The organism is Poseidonibacter lekithochrous, assembly GCF_018861145.1.
GTDB lineage: Bacteria > Campylobacterota > Campylobacteria > Campylobacterales > Arcobacteraceae > Poseidonibacter > Poseidonibacter lekithochrous_A.
In genome coordinates this window covers 1-14803 of record NZ_JAHKQT010000002.1, presented here as the reverse complement: position 1 = coordinate 14803, position 14803 = coordinate 1, and the positions used below count along the sequence as shown (strand labels likewise).

Annotated in this window: 19 protein-coding genes and 1 pseudogene; 18 read left to right on the top strand and 2 right to left on the bottom strand. The window is 26.0% G+C overall.

Features of this window, described 5'->3' with window-relative positions; translation table 11 throughout:
* Nucleotides 1–892: 892 nt before the first annotated feature.
* From KO488_RS00830 to KO488_RS00765, 14 genes and pseudogenes are all read left to right on the top strand, one after another.
* On the top strand, nucleotides 893–1693 hold the full coding sequence (locus tag KO488_RS00830) for an RHS repeat-associated core domain-containing protein (RefSeq protein ID WP_228318944.1): 801 nt from the start codon (nucleotides 893–895) through the stop codon (nucleotides 1691–1693).
* 11 nt (nucleotides 1694–1704) lie between these two features.
* Entirely contained in the window at nucleotides 1705–2199 is a 495-nt protein-coding gene (locus tag KO488_RS00825) for a hypothetical protein (protein WP_216056881.1), read from the top strand.
* Nucleotides 2200–2226: 27 nt separating this feature from the next.
* Nucleotides 2227–2727: a hypothetical protein gene (locus KO488_RS00820; RefSeq protein WP_216056880.1), complete on the top strand. Its 501-nt coding sequence runs from the start codon at nucleotides 2227–2229 to the stop codon at nucleotides 2725–2727.
* 17 nt (nucleotides 2728–2744) lie between these two features.
* Nucleotides 2745–3680: a hypothetical protein gene (locus KO488_RS00815; protein ID WP_216056879.1), complete on the top strand. Its 936-nt coding sequence runs from the start codon at nucleotides 2745–2747 to the stop codon at nucleotides 3678–3680.
* 45 nt (nucleotides 3681–3725) lie between these two features.
* The gene (locus KO488_RS00810) at nucleotides 3726–3998 is read left to right on the top strand and encodes a hypothetical protein (protein ID WP_216056878.1); all 273 of its coding nucleotides are present in this window, start codon (nucleotides 3726–3728) and stop codon (nucleotides 3996–3998) included.
* Nucleotides 3999–4010: 12 nt separating this feature from the next.
* The gene (locus KO488_RS00805) at nucleotides 4011–4469 is read left to right on the top strand and encodes a hypothetical protein (protein ID WP_216056877.1); all 459 of its coding nucleotides are present in this window, start codon (nucleotides 4011–4013) and stop codon (nucleotides 4467–4469) included.
* A gap of 32 nt (nucleotides 4470–4501) precedes the next feature.
* The gene (locus tag KO488_RS00800; RefSeq protein ID WP_216056876.1) at nucleotides 4502–5437 is read left to right on the top strand and encodes a hypothetical protein; all 936 of its coding nucleotides are present in this window, start codon (nucleotides 4502–4504) and stop codon (nucleotides 5435–5437) included.
* A gap of 135 nt (nucleotides 5438–5572) precedes the next feature.
* Nucleotides 5573–5959 (top strand): annotated as a pseudogene (locus KO488_RS15480) (RHS repeat domain-containing protein); the annotation flags it as partial.
* Nucleotides 5960–6139: 180 nt separating this feature from the next.
* Nucleotides 6140–6823 (top strand): polymorphic toxin type 15 domain-containing protein, encoded by a 684-nt coding sequence (locus tag KO488_RS00790; RefSeq protein WP_216056875.1) that lies wholly within the window; start codon nucleotides 6140–6142, stop codon nucleotides 6821–6823.
* A gap of 9 nt (nucleotides 6824–6832) precedes the next feature.
* Complete coding sequence (locus KO488_RS00785; protein ID WP_216056874.1) at nucleotides 6833–7534, top strand: GAD-like domain-containing protein; 702 nt, start codon at nucleotides 6833–6835, stop codon at nucleotides 7532–7534.
* A 10-nt stretch (nucleotides 7535–7544) separates the two neighbouring features.
* Entirely contained in the window at nucleotides 7545–8612 is a 1068-nt protein-coding gene (locus tag KO488_RS00780; protein ID WP_216056873.1) for a hypothetical protein, read from the top strand.
* Between the two features lie 11 nt (nucleotides 8613–8623).
* Nucleotides 8624–8854, top strand: a complete 231-nt coding sequence (locus KO488_RS00775; RefSeq protein ID WP_216056872.1) for a hypothetical protein — start codon at nucleotides 8624–8626, stop codon at nucleotides 8852–8854.
* A 39-nt stretch (nucleotides 8855–8893) separates the two neighbouring features.
* A complete protein-coding gene (locus tag KO488_RS00770; protein WP_216056871.1) occupies nucleotides 8894–9502 on the top strand; it encodes a hypothetical protein in 609 nt (202 codons plus the stop codon).
* A gap of 13 nt (nucleotides 9503–9515) precedes the next feature.
* Nucleotides 9516–10010, top strand: a complete 495-nt coding sequence (locus KO488_RS00765) for a hypothetical protein (protein WP_216056870.1) — start codon at nucleotides 9516–9518, stop codon at nucleotides 10008–10010.
* A gap of 70 nt (nucleotides 10011–10080) precedes the next feature.
* Here KO488_RS00765 and rhuM read toward each other — a convergent pair whose 3' ends face one another.
* On the bottom strand, nucleotides 10081–10935 hold the full coding sequence (gene rhuM / locus KO488_RS00760) for a virulence RhuM family protein (RefSeq protein WP_216056869.1): 855 nt from the start codon (nucleotides 10933–10935) through the stop codon (nucleotides 10081–10083).
* Between the two features lie 187 nt (nucleotides 10936–11122).
* On the opposite strand from rhuM, the gene KO488_RS00755 reads away from it, so the two are divergent.
* The 3 genes from KO488_RS00755 to KO488_RS00745 all read left to right on the top strand — a co-directional run bounded on the left by KO488_RS00755 (nucleotide 11123) and on the right by KO488_RS00745 (nucleotide 12571).
* Nucleotides 11123–11320 (top strand): hypothetical protein, encoded by a 198-nt coding sequence (locus KO488_RS00755; protein ID WP_216056868.1) that lies wholly within the window; start codon nucleotides 11123–11125, stop codon nucleotides 11318–11320.
* 312 nt (nucleotides 11321–11632) lie between these two features.
* Complete coding sequence (locus tag KO488_RS00750) at nucleotides 11633–12385, top strand: bacteriophage T4 gp5 trimerisation domain-containing protein (protein ID WP_216056866.1); 753 nt, start codon at nucleotides 11633–11635, stop codon at nucleotides 12383–12385.
* A 21-nt stretch (nucleotides 12386–12406) separates the two neighbouring features.
* The gene (locus KO488_RS00745) at nucleotides 12407–12571 is read left to right on the top strand and encodes a hypothetical protein (protein ID WP_216056865.1); all 165 of its coding nucleotides are present in this window, start codon (nucleotides 12407–12409) and stop codon (nucleotides 12569–12571) included.
* A gap of 485 nt (nucleotides 12572–13056) precedes the next feature.
* On the opposite strand, the gene KO488_RS00740 is transcribed toward KO488_RS00745, so the two are convergent.
* Nucleotides 13057–13971, bottom strand: a complete 915-nt coding sequence (locus KO488_RS00740; protein ID WP_216056864.1) for a tyrosine-type recombinase/integrase — start codon at nucleotides 13969–13971, stop codon at nucleotides 13057–13059.
* Between the two features lie 540 nt (nucleotides 13972–14511).
* Here KO488_RS00740 and KO488_RS00735 point away from each other — a divergent pair.
* Nucleotides 14512–14803 (top strand): hypothetical protein (locus KO488_RS00735; RefSeq protein ID WP_216056862.1); only part of this gene is annotated, 292 nt, incomplete at its 3' end.

The following is a 14803-nucleotide window of genomic DNA, read 5'->3' as shown; positions in this document are numbered from 1 at the left end:
TATGTATCTCCAGATGGTGAAATTAGAGACTATGGGAAGAGGGTGTTGGAAGGTTGATTATTAATATGTTTGCAGATTTAAATATAATTATAAGAAAGTGTCAAGTGTAATTCAAAAATGCACTAAAGTGTACACAATGAATTAATGAATCTAATATTGCTGTTGTTAATGCTTCACCATCATTTATTACCTCCATCCATTTTGTGAATGATACTTATAACTTCAATAATCAAAACCTACTAAAAGAAGTAAAATACTATAACCCAAATGGTAAAGTAGTAAAACACTTAAGCTTTAAATATGTGAGAACTGTAAAGAAAATAACAACTGCTTGTTATTTTTAAGTTCGGAACCAAAAGTGATGTGCTTTAGCACCACTGTCGGTAAATAGAAGAATACAAAAAGTAGTAAATAAAGAAGTATTTAACTATATCTATGATGGATTAAACATAGTAGCAATCTTAGATGAAAATCAAGACCTATTAGCAACAATTCTACATGATGAAAGTATAGATGCACCACTTAGTATAACTACTTATGATACTTCACATTTATGTTGTGAGAAGTACCAAGCTTTATCAGAAGAAGATAAATTCCTAGAAGATAAAAAAAGAACAAAAACCTACTACTATCATAGAGACCACCAAAACTCAATAATAGCTCTAACAAATAAAGATGGAGAAATAATAGAATCAATTACTTATGATAATACATATGGTAAAATTTTAGAACATGAAAAACTTGTAGAAACATATAATCCATATTGTTATACAGGAAGAGAATTTGACTCTTATGATCTTTATTATTATAGAGCTAGGTATTATGTGAAAAACGTAAAATAAAAGTAAACTGCTTTACTTTTATAGTTTTGGAACCTTCATGGTTGAATGAAATGAACCATGAAGGCACGCAGAGATTCTTATCTTTAGATCCTATTGAGTTTTTATCTGGGGATTTTAACTTTTATAGGTATGTTGGGAATGAGCCTGTTAATTTTACGGATCCTAGTGGAACATTTCTACCTCTTCTTTATATAGTAGGTTCAATAGCAGTTAGAGCTGCCATTCCTTTAGTTTTAAGAGCTGCTGCTCCTGCAGTTGGAAGAGCTGTTGCAGTTGGAGCAGGTGGAAGAGTTGTCTTAACAGAAGCAGAAAAACGAGCAGCACTTCTTGCCGCAAGGACTGCTACAAATATAAATACTGAAGTTAAGGTGGCAGGTACAGAAGGTGATGTAGAATGTGGAAATAAAGGATTATTTAAAGATCAAAAAAATCCTGCAAAAAATGGTTTAGAAAGAGATCATATTCCTTCTCAAGCATCAGTTTTAAAAAGAGCAGCAGATGATTTAGGATTAAAAAGAGTTTCTGAGTTAGGAACTTGTATAAAAAATAGATTAAAAAACTGGGCTGAAACACTTGCTTTACCTAAGGACTTTCATAAACAAGGAAGAACAAATGGAAATAAGAATACTCAAGAACAAATTGAGTTAGATTCTGAAGACTTAGGTGATGCAGTTGATAAAGATGTAGAAGCTTATGAAGATCAATTAGACGATGCAGATATTCCTGAGGAATGTAAGGAAAAGATTAAAGAAGCATTAGAAGAAATAAAAGAAAAAACAGATGATGAATTGACTGACTTTATTGATGATCAAATACAACATTGTATTGACGCAGGAAAATTCACTTTATAAAAAGGAAAAAAATGATAACAGGAAATGATTTTATAGATATCTTATATTTATCAGAGATGGATGAAAAAGTATTAAATATGAGAAAGGAACTAGATGCACCTAAACCAATAATAGATAAAGATTTTAAAAAATATGGTGGAAATTCAATGCCAATTGAAAATTTAGGTATTGAGTTGTTTTTTGAAGATCCTTGTGATTATGATAATAATGAAATATATAAGAAAGGGGATATTTATTTTGCTGGTATTTCTTTTGCATACAATACAAAAATAGAACCACCTTTTAATATAAAAATGGGAGATAATTTAGAGGAAGTTGTTAATAAAATAGGAAAAGAACAAACATATAATACAAAAAGATTTCCCCAAAAAGTATGGAAATTTGAAAGAGATGATGGAAAATTATATTTACTTTACGCTTTTTTTGATAAAGAGTATAGTGAAGTTTTAAATATTAAAGTATTAACTTATGGTAAGGCTGTAGAAAAGTTACCTAAACATATTTGAAAAATTATAATTAAAAAAAGGAAAAAAATGATAACAGGAAATGATTTTATAGATATGTTATATCTATCAGAGATGGATGAAAAAATATTAAATATGAGAGAAGAGTTAAATGCTCCGAAACCAATAATAGATAAAGATTTTAAAAAATATGGTGGAAATTCAATGCCAATTGAAAATTTAGGTATTGAGTTGTTTTTTAAAGATTTTTCTAGAGTTATGGAAGAAAGTAAAGGACCTTATGGAAAAAGTGATATTATTTTTGGTGGAATTATGTTTTCATATAACTCAAAAATAGAACCACCTTTTAATATCAAAATGGGAGATAATTTAGAGGAAGTTGTTAAGAAAATAGGAAAAGAACAAACATATAATACAAAAAGATTTCCCCAAAAAGTATGGAAATTTGAAAGAGATGATGGAAAATTATATTTACTTTACGCTTTTTTTGATAAAGAGTATAGTGAAGTTTTAAATATTAAAGTATTAACCTATGGTAAAGCGGTAGAAAAACTACCTAAACATATTTGAAAATAAAAGAATAAATAATGCTAAATCAAGAACAAATAAGTTTAAAACTAGAAAAAGAGTATAAACACAATCTAAGAATGTATTTCAATGAAGACTTTTCTTTACATAAAACAATGAATAAGTATTTTAATACAATTCTTGAAAATATAAAAAATAATAAAACTCCTATTTCTATACTATTTGAAGAGCTTGCAGATTTTTATTTAATGACTTCAATTTATGCAAATACATTTTGTGAAGATAAAGAGAAAGTATCTCAGTTTCTTTCAACTTCCCCATGGTATAGTTATAAGCTTATATCTATTTTTAATAAAAATTGTAATGATTCTCACTCTTCTGTTTTATTAATGAGAAAAGCTATTTATTTATGGAGTTCATTATTTCTAATATCTTGGAATAAAAAAGCTATAGAAATTGGCTCTGAATTAATTGATTCTCTAAATAATGAAGGATCAATTATAAGATATGGATGTAGATTATATCCAGAAGCATGGTTTTTAATAGATTTATATTCTATAGCTTTCAATAAAGAATATGATAAAAAAAGAGCTGATTATCCTGAGAATATGGATGACTATAAAAATATTTTAAATGATTGGGATACAAATGATTTAACAAAAGTAGATTTATTTGTAAGTAATTTAATTGAATTACATTTATTAATTGAAGAAAATAAAGATAATGATGAAAATACAAGTGAGTATATGTTATTTGATAAGTCTGTGATGAAATTATATGTATACGAAGTTTTTATATTTTTAGGAATTAGAAAAGAAAAAGGTCTAAAAAATCCAATAGAGTTTTCACATCCTTTAATGAACACAGATATCACTAAAATTTATTTAGATAATAAAGAACCACTTTCTAAACCAAAAGAGTTACCATATGCTAAAGAACTTATTGTAAAACTTCAGAAAAAATGTCCTGATATTACTTTAGATGAAGATTTTTAGAATAAATAATTGACAATAAAACAATACTAACAATCTATAAGTTTTTTGACTTATAGATTTATAAATGAAAGAACCCTAAAGAAAAAACACTATATAACTTCAATAATCAAAACCTACTACTATCATAGAGACCACCAAAACTCAATAATAGCTCTAACAAATAAATATGGGGAAGATTTAACTGATAAAGACAAAGAAAAAATGGATAGTGTAGATGATGATTGTAAAGATAAGATAAAAAAAGGTCTAGAAAAAATGAAAAAAATAGATTATGATAAGTTTTTAGAAGATAAAATAAAAGAAAATCAAGAATGTTAAAAAGGAATAAAAATGTTACTAGATGGAAATAATATGATAGAGATGTTAAGCTTACCTGAATGGGATGATAGAGTTTTAGATATGTTAGAAGAATTTGGAGAGGAAAGACCAAAAGTAATTGATGGTAACACAACAATTTTTATCACTAGAAAAGATTATGGCTTTGAGATGATGTTTGATGAAGTAGCTTCTACTGAAAAACAAAAAGAAAATATTGGTCAGGGAAATTTATATTTTAATCAAATAATATTAAAGAATGATACTAAGATAAAATTACCATTTGGTATTGAAACTTCAGATAACTATGAAGCTATATGTAAGAAAATAGGTAAGAAAGCTGATTCAAAAAATAAATATGTAAAAAATAGATTTCGTTGGATTCTAAATGACAAAGAGAAAGAATATTTTATTAATATTGTTTTTACAGATGAAAAGCTATTAATAATTGAAAGATTTAGTATAGGTTTATAAAATAAAACTATAAAAAATAAATAGGAAAACCAATGACAAAAATAGAACAATTAAATGAAGAATTAAACTCAAGATTTGAAGAGAATAAAACATGGTTTTATACATCAAACTTTAAAGATAGTGAATTTGTAGATGTTGAAATAAAACAATATCTTAAAATATATGAAAACAATTTTTCAGAAAATGCTTTTACTTTTGCTTTTGAAGCTTTGGCTTTGTATGCTTTAGATAGAGCTACGTATTCTTTGTTTTACTTAAAAGACAAGAGTAAGTATTTAGAAGAGTTTTCTTTATATTCATATTATTCTCATATGACAATACATGAAAACTCAAAAGCAGCCAAATGCTTAAAAGGTTATCCTGAACTAGATATGATTAGAACTACTCATCTTTTTGCAAGTAATATTATCTCAAAACAATGGAATCAAGCTTTTGATATAGGAAATGATTTAATAGATTCACTAAATGCTAAATCTTGTATTATAAGAAGAGGGGATGAAAACGCTTTAGTAGCTTGGTTTTTAATTGAACTATATAGTAAAATTTCAGATTATGAAATTAATAAAAGAAGAGCTTTTTATCCTAAAGAGTTTAAACCATATGATAAAATATTAGAAAACTGGGATACTAATGATTTAAGTGAAGTTGATAAATATGTTTATATCTTGTGTGATATGCATTTAGAGCAACAGCAAGAACACTTTGAAGATGAAGTTTCAATGTTAGATTTACCATTTATGAAACTTTATCCTTATGAAATAATAGCTTGGCTAAACCTAAGAGAAAAACAAGGGCTAAATAATCCAAAAGAATTTTCACATCCTTTGATGAATGAACTAATAGCAAAGACACTATTAGAAATAAAAGAACCTTTAGAAAAACCTAATGAAGTTCCTTTTTTAAAGGAGTTTTTAGACCACTTATATAAAAAATGTCGAGATGTGAAAAGAAACGAACTATTTAAATAAAAAAGGGTTGAATTTCTACTTTCAAAAATTCCGGAGACATGCTACTTAGTTAACTATCCATTTAAATATATAAACTGTCCCCTAAATTTCTTACTCTTATGATAAAACAGGGAATAACATCCTTGAAAACTCTTCATACAATTAACTTTATGTTGTGAAAAGTATAAAGCTTTATCCCTAGAACAACAACACGAAGTAAATAAAAAAAGAACAAAAACCTACTACTATCATAGAGACCACCAAAACTCAATAATAGCTCTATCAAATAAAGATGGAGAAATAATAGAATCAATTACTTATGATAATACATATGGTAAAATCCTTCAACATGAAAAACTTGTAGAAACATATAACCCATATTGTTATACAGGACGAGAGTTTGACTCTTATGATCTTTATTATTATAGAGCTAGGTATTATGATTCTACAACTGCTAGATTCTTACCTTTAGATCCTATTGAGTTTCTGAGCGGGGATTTTAACTTTTATCGGTATGTTGGGAATGAGCCTTTAAACTTTACTGATGCATTAGGGTTTGCTAAGTGTAATCAAAAGAAATTAGAAAAGAAACTTAACAAAGCAAAAGGTAAGTTAGCTTCTAAACTAAAAGAGTTAGATGGTTTAAAAAAATTTGCTGCAAAAAAAGCTGCTAAAAAAGTAGCAACACTTCCTTTAAAAGCTGTTCCTTTTTTAGGTTGGGCAATGGCTGCCTATGACGTTTATGACCTGGTTAATACTGGTATGGATGTTGCTGATATGGTTAAAGAGTATAATGCAGCAGCAGATGCTACGCAAGAAGCAGGGGAGAAGCTTGCTGCTTGTAAGAAGGCTAATGCAAAGAAAAAAGATGGTGGTAAAGTTAAGAGTCTAAAACAAACAAAAGTTAAATGTTTTAAGAAAAAACAAGATAAACACAGTGCAAAAGACTATGATAAACAATTAAAAGATCAAGAAGCTGGTTTAAATGATATGTCAGCAGATCAATACCTTAAAGGAAGAGAAGCCTTTGATGGAGTATCTTGTAAAGGAGAAAAAGCAACAACAGATTCTTCTTTAAAAAATAGACCAAAGAGGAATGCAAGTGAAGCTAGGACAGCAAGAGCCAAACATCAAGAAAAGTTAGTTGAAAAATATGAGAATAGTGGTTCTTTAAATCCAGAAGCAGCTGCTACAGCTGAAATGAAAACTTTAGCAGCATTACATAATCCAGATATGGTTGCAGCTGGGAAAGATGTAATAACTGGCTTTGGAGATAAAGGAATAAACTCTTCTATTGGAAGTCAATGGAAAGATAGGGTATCTGATCTTGATAATGCAGCTTGTAAAGCAAAAGCTGATGGTAAAGGTAAAGATAAAATGAATGCTAAATTAAGTAGATGTAAATAAAGGAAAGAAATGCCAGAATTTGAAAGAGATAGTAAGGGACGAGTTGTTGATATTGAACACTTTAGAAATATGTTTAAAAATAGAATTAAAGAACCAGATAGAGTTTATGAAGCAAATAAAGAAGTAATCAATAAATATAAAAATATTTTACCAAAGGAATTAATATACTATTGGGAGACATATGGGTTTTCTTCATTTTTAGATGGACTTTATTGGCTTACTAACCCAGATGATTATAAAGAGTTAGTAGAAGATTATTTAGAAGGAACACAATTCGAAAATAGAAAAGATATTTATGTAATAGCTAGAAGTGCTTTTGGACAATTATATATTTGGGAACCTAAAAAAGGAAATACTTTATCTTTATTATCAATGATGAATATGATATTTTTATCTGCTGATGCAGATAGAGAAAACTTTAATAAAGAAGAAGAAAACTATGCTATGAATAGGTTTATTTCTATAAATCCTAAGCATTGTGACGAGGATGACGCAAGTAGTAAACCATTATTTCATAGAGCCTTAAAGAAGCTAGGTAAAGTAGAAAAAAATGAAATGTATGGATATAAGTTATCTCACTTTCTAGGAGGGAAAGAGAGTATTAGAAACTTAGAAAAAATGGATTTGTTTAACCACTATAGTATTCAAAAACAATTAAAAGAACCAACTATTAGTATTTCAGATATAGAAAATAATACTATTACGTATTAAAATTATGGATATGAATAAAACAGAAAAGTTAATCAAAGAACAAAACGAAACCTTAAAAAACGAATCCTTACAATATTACTTTCCAAGTGATATTTCCAAAGGTTTGTATCTTGAAAAAAATACAAACTATTTAGAAAGGATAGCTGAGAGTTCAAAAGATTTAGAAGAGATTATTTATGCTTTTAATAACTCTTCTACTACTTATCTTACATATTATATTTATTCAGAGTTGATTTTAAAAGATAAAGAACTAATAAACAATAATTTTGCTATTTCAGCTATGTATGGAATTTTAATTATTCAATTAGCAAATGAACTAAAAAATATAGATATTGAAATAAATCAAAACAATTTAGCTTTATACTTTTCTCAAAGTATCTTATGTAATTGGGAAGATGATACTAAAAGTTTATTTGAAATAATAAAACTAAATCTAAATAAAAAAGATGATTCTATTATTTTAGATAATGACATATTAAATATAAACCTAGACTTTATACTAAATTTATATTCTAAAATGACAAATCAAGATGTATTAAATAAAGATACAAATAAACTTTTTACTCTACCAGTATATAATCAAGTATTAGATAAATGTTTCAGTAAAGATTTAAAAGAAGTAGACTTACTTATAAATCTGATGTGTGAAGCACACTTAGAATTTATAGAAGAAACTGAAATATATTCAAGTTTTAATATAAAACTATTTACTTATGAAATATTAGTCTGGTTGAATTTAAGAAAAAGACAAGGATATGAAAATCCAAAAGAATTTTCACATCCTTTAATAAACTATAATATTAATCAAATATATAAAATCAAAAATTCTAATAAACCTTATAATATGCCATATGGAATTGTTTTACTAAATAAATTAAAGTCTAAATATCAAAATCTAAATATAGATGAAAGTTTCTTTTATGAAGAAGAAAGAAAACAAAAGATGGAGAGTATTCAGGCGGAAGTTATAAAGGCACAAAGAAATCAGGAATTGAATCACATCATATGCCAGCAAAATCATCTTATCCAGGGTGGAACAATAGAACTAAGACAGGGATATATAATGGAGGAAAAGTAAGTGAAGGCAATATGCCTGCAATTCAAATGGACCCAGGAGACCATCACCAAACATTAAGTCACGGCTGGGAAGGAAATGTTGGTAAATCTTATAGAAGTATGCAAAATAAATTAATTCGAGCTGGCATGCTAAAAGAAGCTATGTTGATGGATATAGCAGATATCAAAACACAATTTGGAAATAAGTATGATAAAGCAATAGCAGAGATGATGGGTTATTCTAAATGTATGGGCTTTATATAAAAAAGAATTAACTGAATATTTATATAACAAGGAGAAAAAGTGAGTTTTAAATATACACAAGAGTGGGCAGATGAATTATTAAATCTATATAATAAACAATATAATTGTACAAGAGAAGAGTTTTATAGAATTAACGAATTACTTAAAATGGTGGAAGGTACAAATGATGTACGTATTGTTCAAGTCTTAATAGAGTGTTTATGTATAGAAATTGAAGGTGTAGATGAAACTGTTAAAAATACATTAAATACAATGAGCTTTGAAGTATATTATGAAGGATTATTTTCAAGTTTAAGACTATACATTGAAGCTTGGGGAGAAGAATTCGGTTTATACTTTTCTTCATGGCTAGATGAATGGTATGCAAGAGAATTAACTCAAGAAGAATTAGAATCAGTAGTATTTCCTTTAGCAAAAAGGTATTTGAATAAAGAAGATATGAAAAATGCTATTAAAAATATTGAAGAATCAGATATGTTAGGGGATAGCCCTATTGATGAATTTTACGAATTTTTCAATAAAGAGTTAAATTCACAATGGACTCCACTTCCAAAAGAAGAGATTGAACCTATTAGCGATGAAGAAACACAAAAATACAAAGATGAAGCACAAAAAATGTTAGATGAAATAAATAAATCTTTAGAATAGTAAGGTTGTTAATATGTCACAAGAATTAGAAGATTTGCTAAAAAAGTTTTCAACAGAACTCAAATATAATATTCCAATAGGATTACTACCAGAAGAAAAAAATGAAGAGTATCCTTATGAAGGTATAGAAATAGCTTTAGTACTCTATTGGTCATATAAAAATAAACTTCTAATACAAAATATGCAAGATGTATTTGATGCTTATTCAAAAAATATCACTTTTGAAAAACATCAAGATTTTATAACTATGATGAAAGAAATTATAGGTATAGAACTTGATAATATAATTTATAATGAATATGGAAAAGAGTTTGTAGTAGATTATGTAGCATTTACAAGCCAATGGAAATATAGATTTTATGATGAAATAGATGTAATGTTTAGTAATATAAGAAGCTTTTCCCAAATCCCACAAAATGAAGAAAGCTATAAAATGATATTTGATTTATTGGATAAACGTTATAAAGAATATATGATAGAAAAAGATTTTGAAATGCCTAAGAACTAAAAATTCCGCTAACAAGTGCAATATTTTTAAGCTTAATTAACTCCAAGAATACTTCCTTGGAATTTAATAATTATAAATTATCCAAAATATCCTCATGATTTAAATTTATCTGAGTAAATGCAAAGGTTTTAGATCCAAGGTCTTTTAAACTAGCTCCTATGTGAAATACTTTTTCATTATCTATTATCATAAATCTATCATGAAAGTTTTTAGTAGTTTTTACATTTAGATTTTTATATTGTTTATTGTATTTTTCAAGATCAAGTTTTAGTTTTTTTGAAATTGTTTGTGTGTAAATAAGAATATTAATATCTAGATTTTTTGAAAATAAAGTTAGTGTACTATCATCTATGTAATTGTCTATTAAAATTATTGATTTTTTAGATTTTTTTATTAAATCAGATATAAATACATAAGCATCAAATATTTGTCCATTGTAAAATATTCCTTGTTTCAGTTCTAGGGTATTATTTTTTATAAGACTATCTATTTTTACAATTTTACTCTTTAAATCTATAACCTCATTTTCTAAAGATACAAATCTTTCATTTGTAATTTTTTGAGTATTAATTGAATACCCATTTTGAATATATCGTTTTAAAACTGATGTTGCCCATTTTCTGAATTTTGTAGCGGTTATAGAATTTACTCTGTACCCAAGAGATATAGCCATGTCTAAATTATAATGTTCAACATCTCGTTCGACCTCTCTATTTCCTTCTTTTTGAACTATTCGAATTTTTCGAATAGTTGGATTTTTATCAAGTTCTTTTTGTTTGAAAATATTTTTAATATGATAATTAATGGTATTTACTTCAACATCAAAAAGATCACCTAATTGTTTCTGTGTTAACCAAACTGTTTCATTCTCAATAGAAACTTTTAATTCCAACTCACCATCATTATAAATAATTGTATTTGACATATATTTCCCTATATTTAAAGCTAAGAGTATATCAAATGAAAACTTTAAATATGAAAGATAATATTACTATTAATAACAAAACCAATAATTATTAGTGCAGTATATAATGTAAAACAAATAAAAACAGCATCTTTAAACTTAGATTATAAATACAATGATGTATCTCAAATAATAAGTAAAAAACTAAATGAAAGAACGTGAATATGAATACGATAACGTAGGAAGTTCAATTGCCTCATCTAGTTTACCAGACAATAGTATAAGTAGCCAATTACGTGCTGGTTTAGAAGTTGAAAATATGCGTGATAGATTGAAACTTTTTAATGGTGGTTTAGCAAATGATATTAACCGTTATACAAAATTAAATGCTACTCAAAATTATTAAGGAGCAGAGTTTATCACTGGAAATTCTATTTCTTTATATACTAATGATTCTTTATTAGCTACTCTATATGAAGAAAGAAGAAATAAAACAATTTCAGCAATCATTACAAATACTACATTAGAAGCAAACTTTCCTAATGCACTTGATGAATTTGTCGATAGTGGAAATCCTTATCTTTTTAGTGTTGATTTTAAAGCAATTGCAGAAGGTGTACCGTATACAACATCAACAATAATCACAAAACCAACAATATCAGGTGTTCAAACAGCAATAGTAGCACAAGGTGGTGACAATACTATAGATGTTGATACTATGTATAGTGGAAATGATTGGGGAGCACAGTTTTTCCCAAGAGTAAATACAGAAGTAATTGTAAGTTTTATCAATGGTAATATTGATAAACCAATAATAATTGGTGCAGTTTATAATGGAAATAATAAAATACCATATGATCCAGTAGCAAATAAAACACAATCATATATCAAAACACAAACAACACCAGGTGGTGGTGGATATAATGAGCTTTTATTTGAAGATAAAGCAGCAGCAGAACTCTTATCTTTAAGAGCACAGAAAGACTATAAACTTCATGCTGCTACAAGGTCTTGGTTTTTATTAGACCTATTTTCATTTGTATCAAAAATAGAAATAAATAAAAAAATAGCAATAGCTCCAAGAAAAAATAAATACGAACCATTTTATGATGTACTACAAGATTGGGATACCCAAGATGAAGCTTTAATAGATAAACATATAACAATGCTTTGTGAATACCACCTAATCTACGCAACATCACAAATAGAGAATGATAGCCTAAAAGAGAGAATGAAAAACTATGAAATACCTTGTTTTCAGATATTTCCCTATGAAATATTAGCATGGCTAAAACTAAGAGAACAACATGGATTAAAAAATCCAAATAAGTTTACTCATGAACTGATGAATACAAAGATTGTAAAAGTATTTTTAGAATTAGATACGCCTTTAGCTGAAGTTGAAGACTTGCCTTTTGAAAAAGAAGTTCTTTCTAATCTTAAAGCAGCTTGTCCTGATATGAAAATATAATTATAAAAGGAATTTTTATAAATGCCAAAAAAAACTCTTGAATATGCTCAAGAAATAAATGATTCAAAACATAAACTTTATTCGGGATATGATAATCTAGAAAGTTTTAAACTTGTTTTAAAAAAAGAGGAAGAATTTATATCTCTTTGCGAAGATGTATCTAAAATAGAAGTTTTTATTACCTAAATCTTCAGTAAAATCTAATCTTTTCCCATTTTCTTCATTATATAAGTATACTTCTACTGTACCAGTCATAAATGAAATAATTCTCTCTAAATGTTGAATATTAGTTTGACAGTAAATCTTATTTATTTTTACATCTAAATGAGGGAAAGATTACTTAATTAAATAATAATAGCACAATAAGTTATTATTTAATTATAATAAGTACAAATTATTATATATGTTTATAGATACATAGATTTTAAACTAGCTTATTACATAAAATAAAGTTATCTTTTCCTATATAGAATAAGAAAGAGATAAAAAATCATTCCTATTTTTAATTTGCTTATTTGTTAAAGGGTAGGAATATAATAATCTTAACATGCACTATATAATTACACTTTGAAGATATTTCATAGATTAAGTTAGTCAAAAAATAGTACACCTAGAAGGAGTCGAATCACCAAATACTTGTGTGAAACTAGTAAAATATTTATCATTAAAATTTATTTAATACTATTTAAATAAGCTTTTTGAACTTCTTTTTGATTTGGATTAGTATAAATCATAGTAGTTTGAATACTTGCATGTCCTAATAATTCTTTAACAGTTACAATATTTACATCTTTTGCAAGCATGCTTTTTGCAAAAGTATGTCTTAAAATATGAACTCCACTGTACTTTATTCCTAATTTTTTATAAATATTATTTAATGATCTATAGATTTGTGAACCATCCATTATTTTACCTGATTTTGTTGTTGCAATAAACTCTATATTATTCCTAATATAGTAAGATAATTCCTTTTCTATATAAATAGATGGAATATACAGAATTCTTTCTTTATCTCCCTTTCCTACTGTATTAATAATATAAAGTTCTTTATCTTTTATAAAGTTCTTTGTCTCTAAAACCTCTAATTCTCCCCTTCTTGCACCGGAGTAAAGTAATACTTTTATTAACAAAGAATTCCTTATATTTAAAAAATTATTTAATTGTAAATTCTTTAAATATTCTTCTAAAATCTCAATATCTTTTTTTTCTACACCTTTCGGAGTTCTTTTTGAAATTTTAATATTTATTTTAAATATAGTAGAGATTTTAATATCTAAATCAAGATTTTCATTTATAAATGTAAAAAAAGTTTTTAAATGAGTAATATATAATTTCTTAGAACTCATAGCTAATTCTGTATGTTTTTCTAGTACAAGATTTTTGTATTCTAAAAAATTCATAATGTCAATTTTTTTTAAATTTGTAAAATTTAAGATTTTTTCATACTGCTCAACAAACTCAATAAAACTATTAATTGTAGTGTTATATGAAATAATTGTGTATTTAGATTTATTTGTAAGTTTTAGTTCATTTTTGAAATGGCCCCAAAACATATGTAATTCATTTAAAAAAGTATGATTATTCACAGAAATTCCTCAATTCTTACTTAATTTTTAATATTATACACTATTATATCTATAATAGTGTATTAAAATAAAGCAATTTATAAACATATATAATATAGTTTACTAGTAAAATAAAGAATAGGGCATTTTAGAATTTGCAATTATAGGTAATTAATTATATTATTTAATGTGATATTATTTGTAGAAGAGTGGAAATATAATTCAAAAGTGTTTAATCTCAACTCAATATTGTTTCATTATCTAATAATTTAATTTTAATTGATATAATCTAAAAGAATTATTATAAATTGCAAGATCTATTAATATTGTTAAGTCAATTTGAGCTAATATTTTGAGCATATAACTAAAGATCATTGATGAATATAAAAAGTTTAGAAAAGCGTAAGCTTATAATAAAAAATAATGATTTATGCTTGTTATGTTAAATTAGAAAAAGATAGAAATATAGATTGATAGTTAAACTTCTATTTAATTTATTAAATAGTTGAAAACTTATATCATTTCATTAAATGAAATGATATAATAAAGGAAAGTACTAAAATGAAAGTTTTTTATAAAAGAATAGATCTTACAGAACTTGAATATGAGAATTTATTAAAATGTATAAATTATGATAAATTAAAAGAAGTTGAAAAACAATATGATAATATTGAAACTTTTGAAGGATTTAAATTAACAGAAAAATTAAATAATCCTAAAAATATAGCATATAGTGCTAGTAAATCTACAGCTGCATCTAAAGCTACTAAAGTAAGAACTGAAAAAGTTAAATATAAAATAGATTTAGCAATTGAAATACTTCAAACAGAGAAAAAAACTATAACTCATTATG

Excerpts from the sequence above, each read along its gene's own strand:
- KO488_RS00780 (WP_216056873.1), top strand. The coding sequence starts at position 7,545 with ATGAATAAAACAGAAAAGTTAATCAAAGAACAAAACGAAACCTTAAAA.
- KO488_RS00825 (WP_216056881.1), top strand. The coding sequence starts at position 1,705 with ATGATAACAGGAAATGATTTTATAGATATCTTATATTTATCAGAGATG.
- KO488_RS00750 (WP_216056866.1), top strand. The coding sequence starts at position 11,633 with ATGTATAGTGGAAATGATTGGGGAGCACAGTTTTTCCCAAGAGTAAAT.
- KO488_RS00785 (WP_216056874.1), top strand. The coding sequence starts at position 6,833 with ATGCCAGAATTTGAAAGAGATAGTAAGGGACGAGTTGTTGATATTGAA.
- KO488_RS00820 (WP_216056880.1), top strand. The coding sequence starts at position 2,227 with ATGATAACAGGAAATGATTTTATAGATATGTTATATCTATCAGAGATG.
- KO488_RS00745 (WP_216056865.1), top strand. The coding sequence starts at position 12,407 with ATGCCAAAAAAAACTCTTGAATATGCTCAAGAAATAAATGATTCAAAA.
- KO488_RS00805 (WP_216056877.1), top strand. The coding sequence starts at position 4,011 with ATGTTACTAGATGGAAATAATATGATAGAGATGTTAAGCTTACCTGAA.
- KO488_RS00755 (WP_216056868.1), top strand. The coding sequence starts at position 11,123 with ATGAAAGAACGTGAATATGAATACGATAACGTAGGAAGTTCAATTGCC.
- KO488_RS00765 (WP_216056870.1), top strand. The coding sequence starts at position 9,516 with ATGTCACAAGAATTAGAAGATTTGCTAAAAAAGTTTTCAACAGAACTC.
- KO488_RS00815 (WP_216056879.1), top strand. The coding sequence starts at position 2,745 with ATGCTAAATCAAGAACAAATAAGTTTAAAACTAGAAAAAGAGTATAAA.
- KO488_RS00830 (WP_228318944.1), top strand. The coding sequence starts at position 893 with ATGAACCATGAAGGCACGCAGAGATTCTTATCTTTAGATCCTATTGAG.
- KO488_RS00790 (WP_216056875.1), top strand. The coding sequence starts at position 6,140 with ATGGCTGCCTATGACGTTTATGACCTGGTTAATACTGGTATGGATGTT.
- KO488_RS00800 (WP_216056876.1), top strand. The coding sequence starts at position 4,502 with ATGACAAAAATAGAACAATTAAATGAAGAATTAAACTCAAGATTTGAA.
- KO488_RS00775 (WP_216056872.1), top strand. The coding sequence starts at position 8,624 with ATGCCTGCAATTCAAATGGACCCAGGAGACCATCACCAAACATTAAGT.
- rhuM (WP_216056869.1), bottom strand. The coding sequence starts at position 10,935 with ATGTCAAATACAATTATTTATAATGATGGTGAGTTGGAATTAAAAGTT.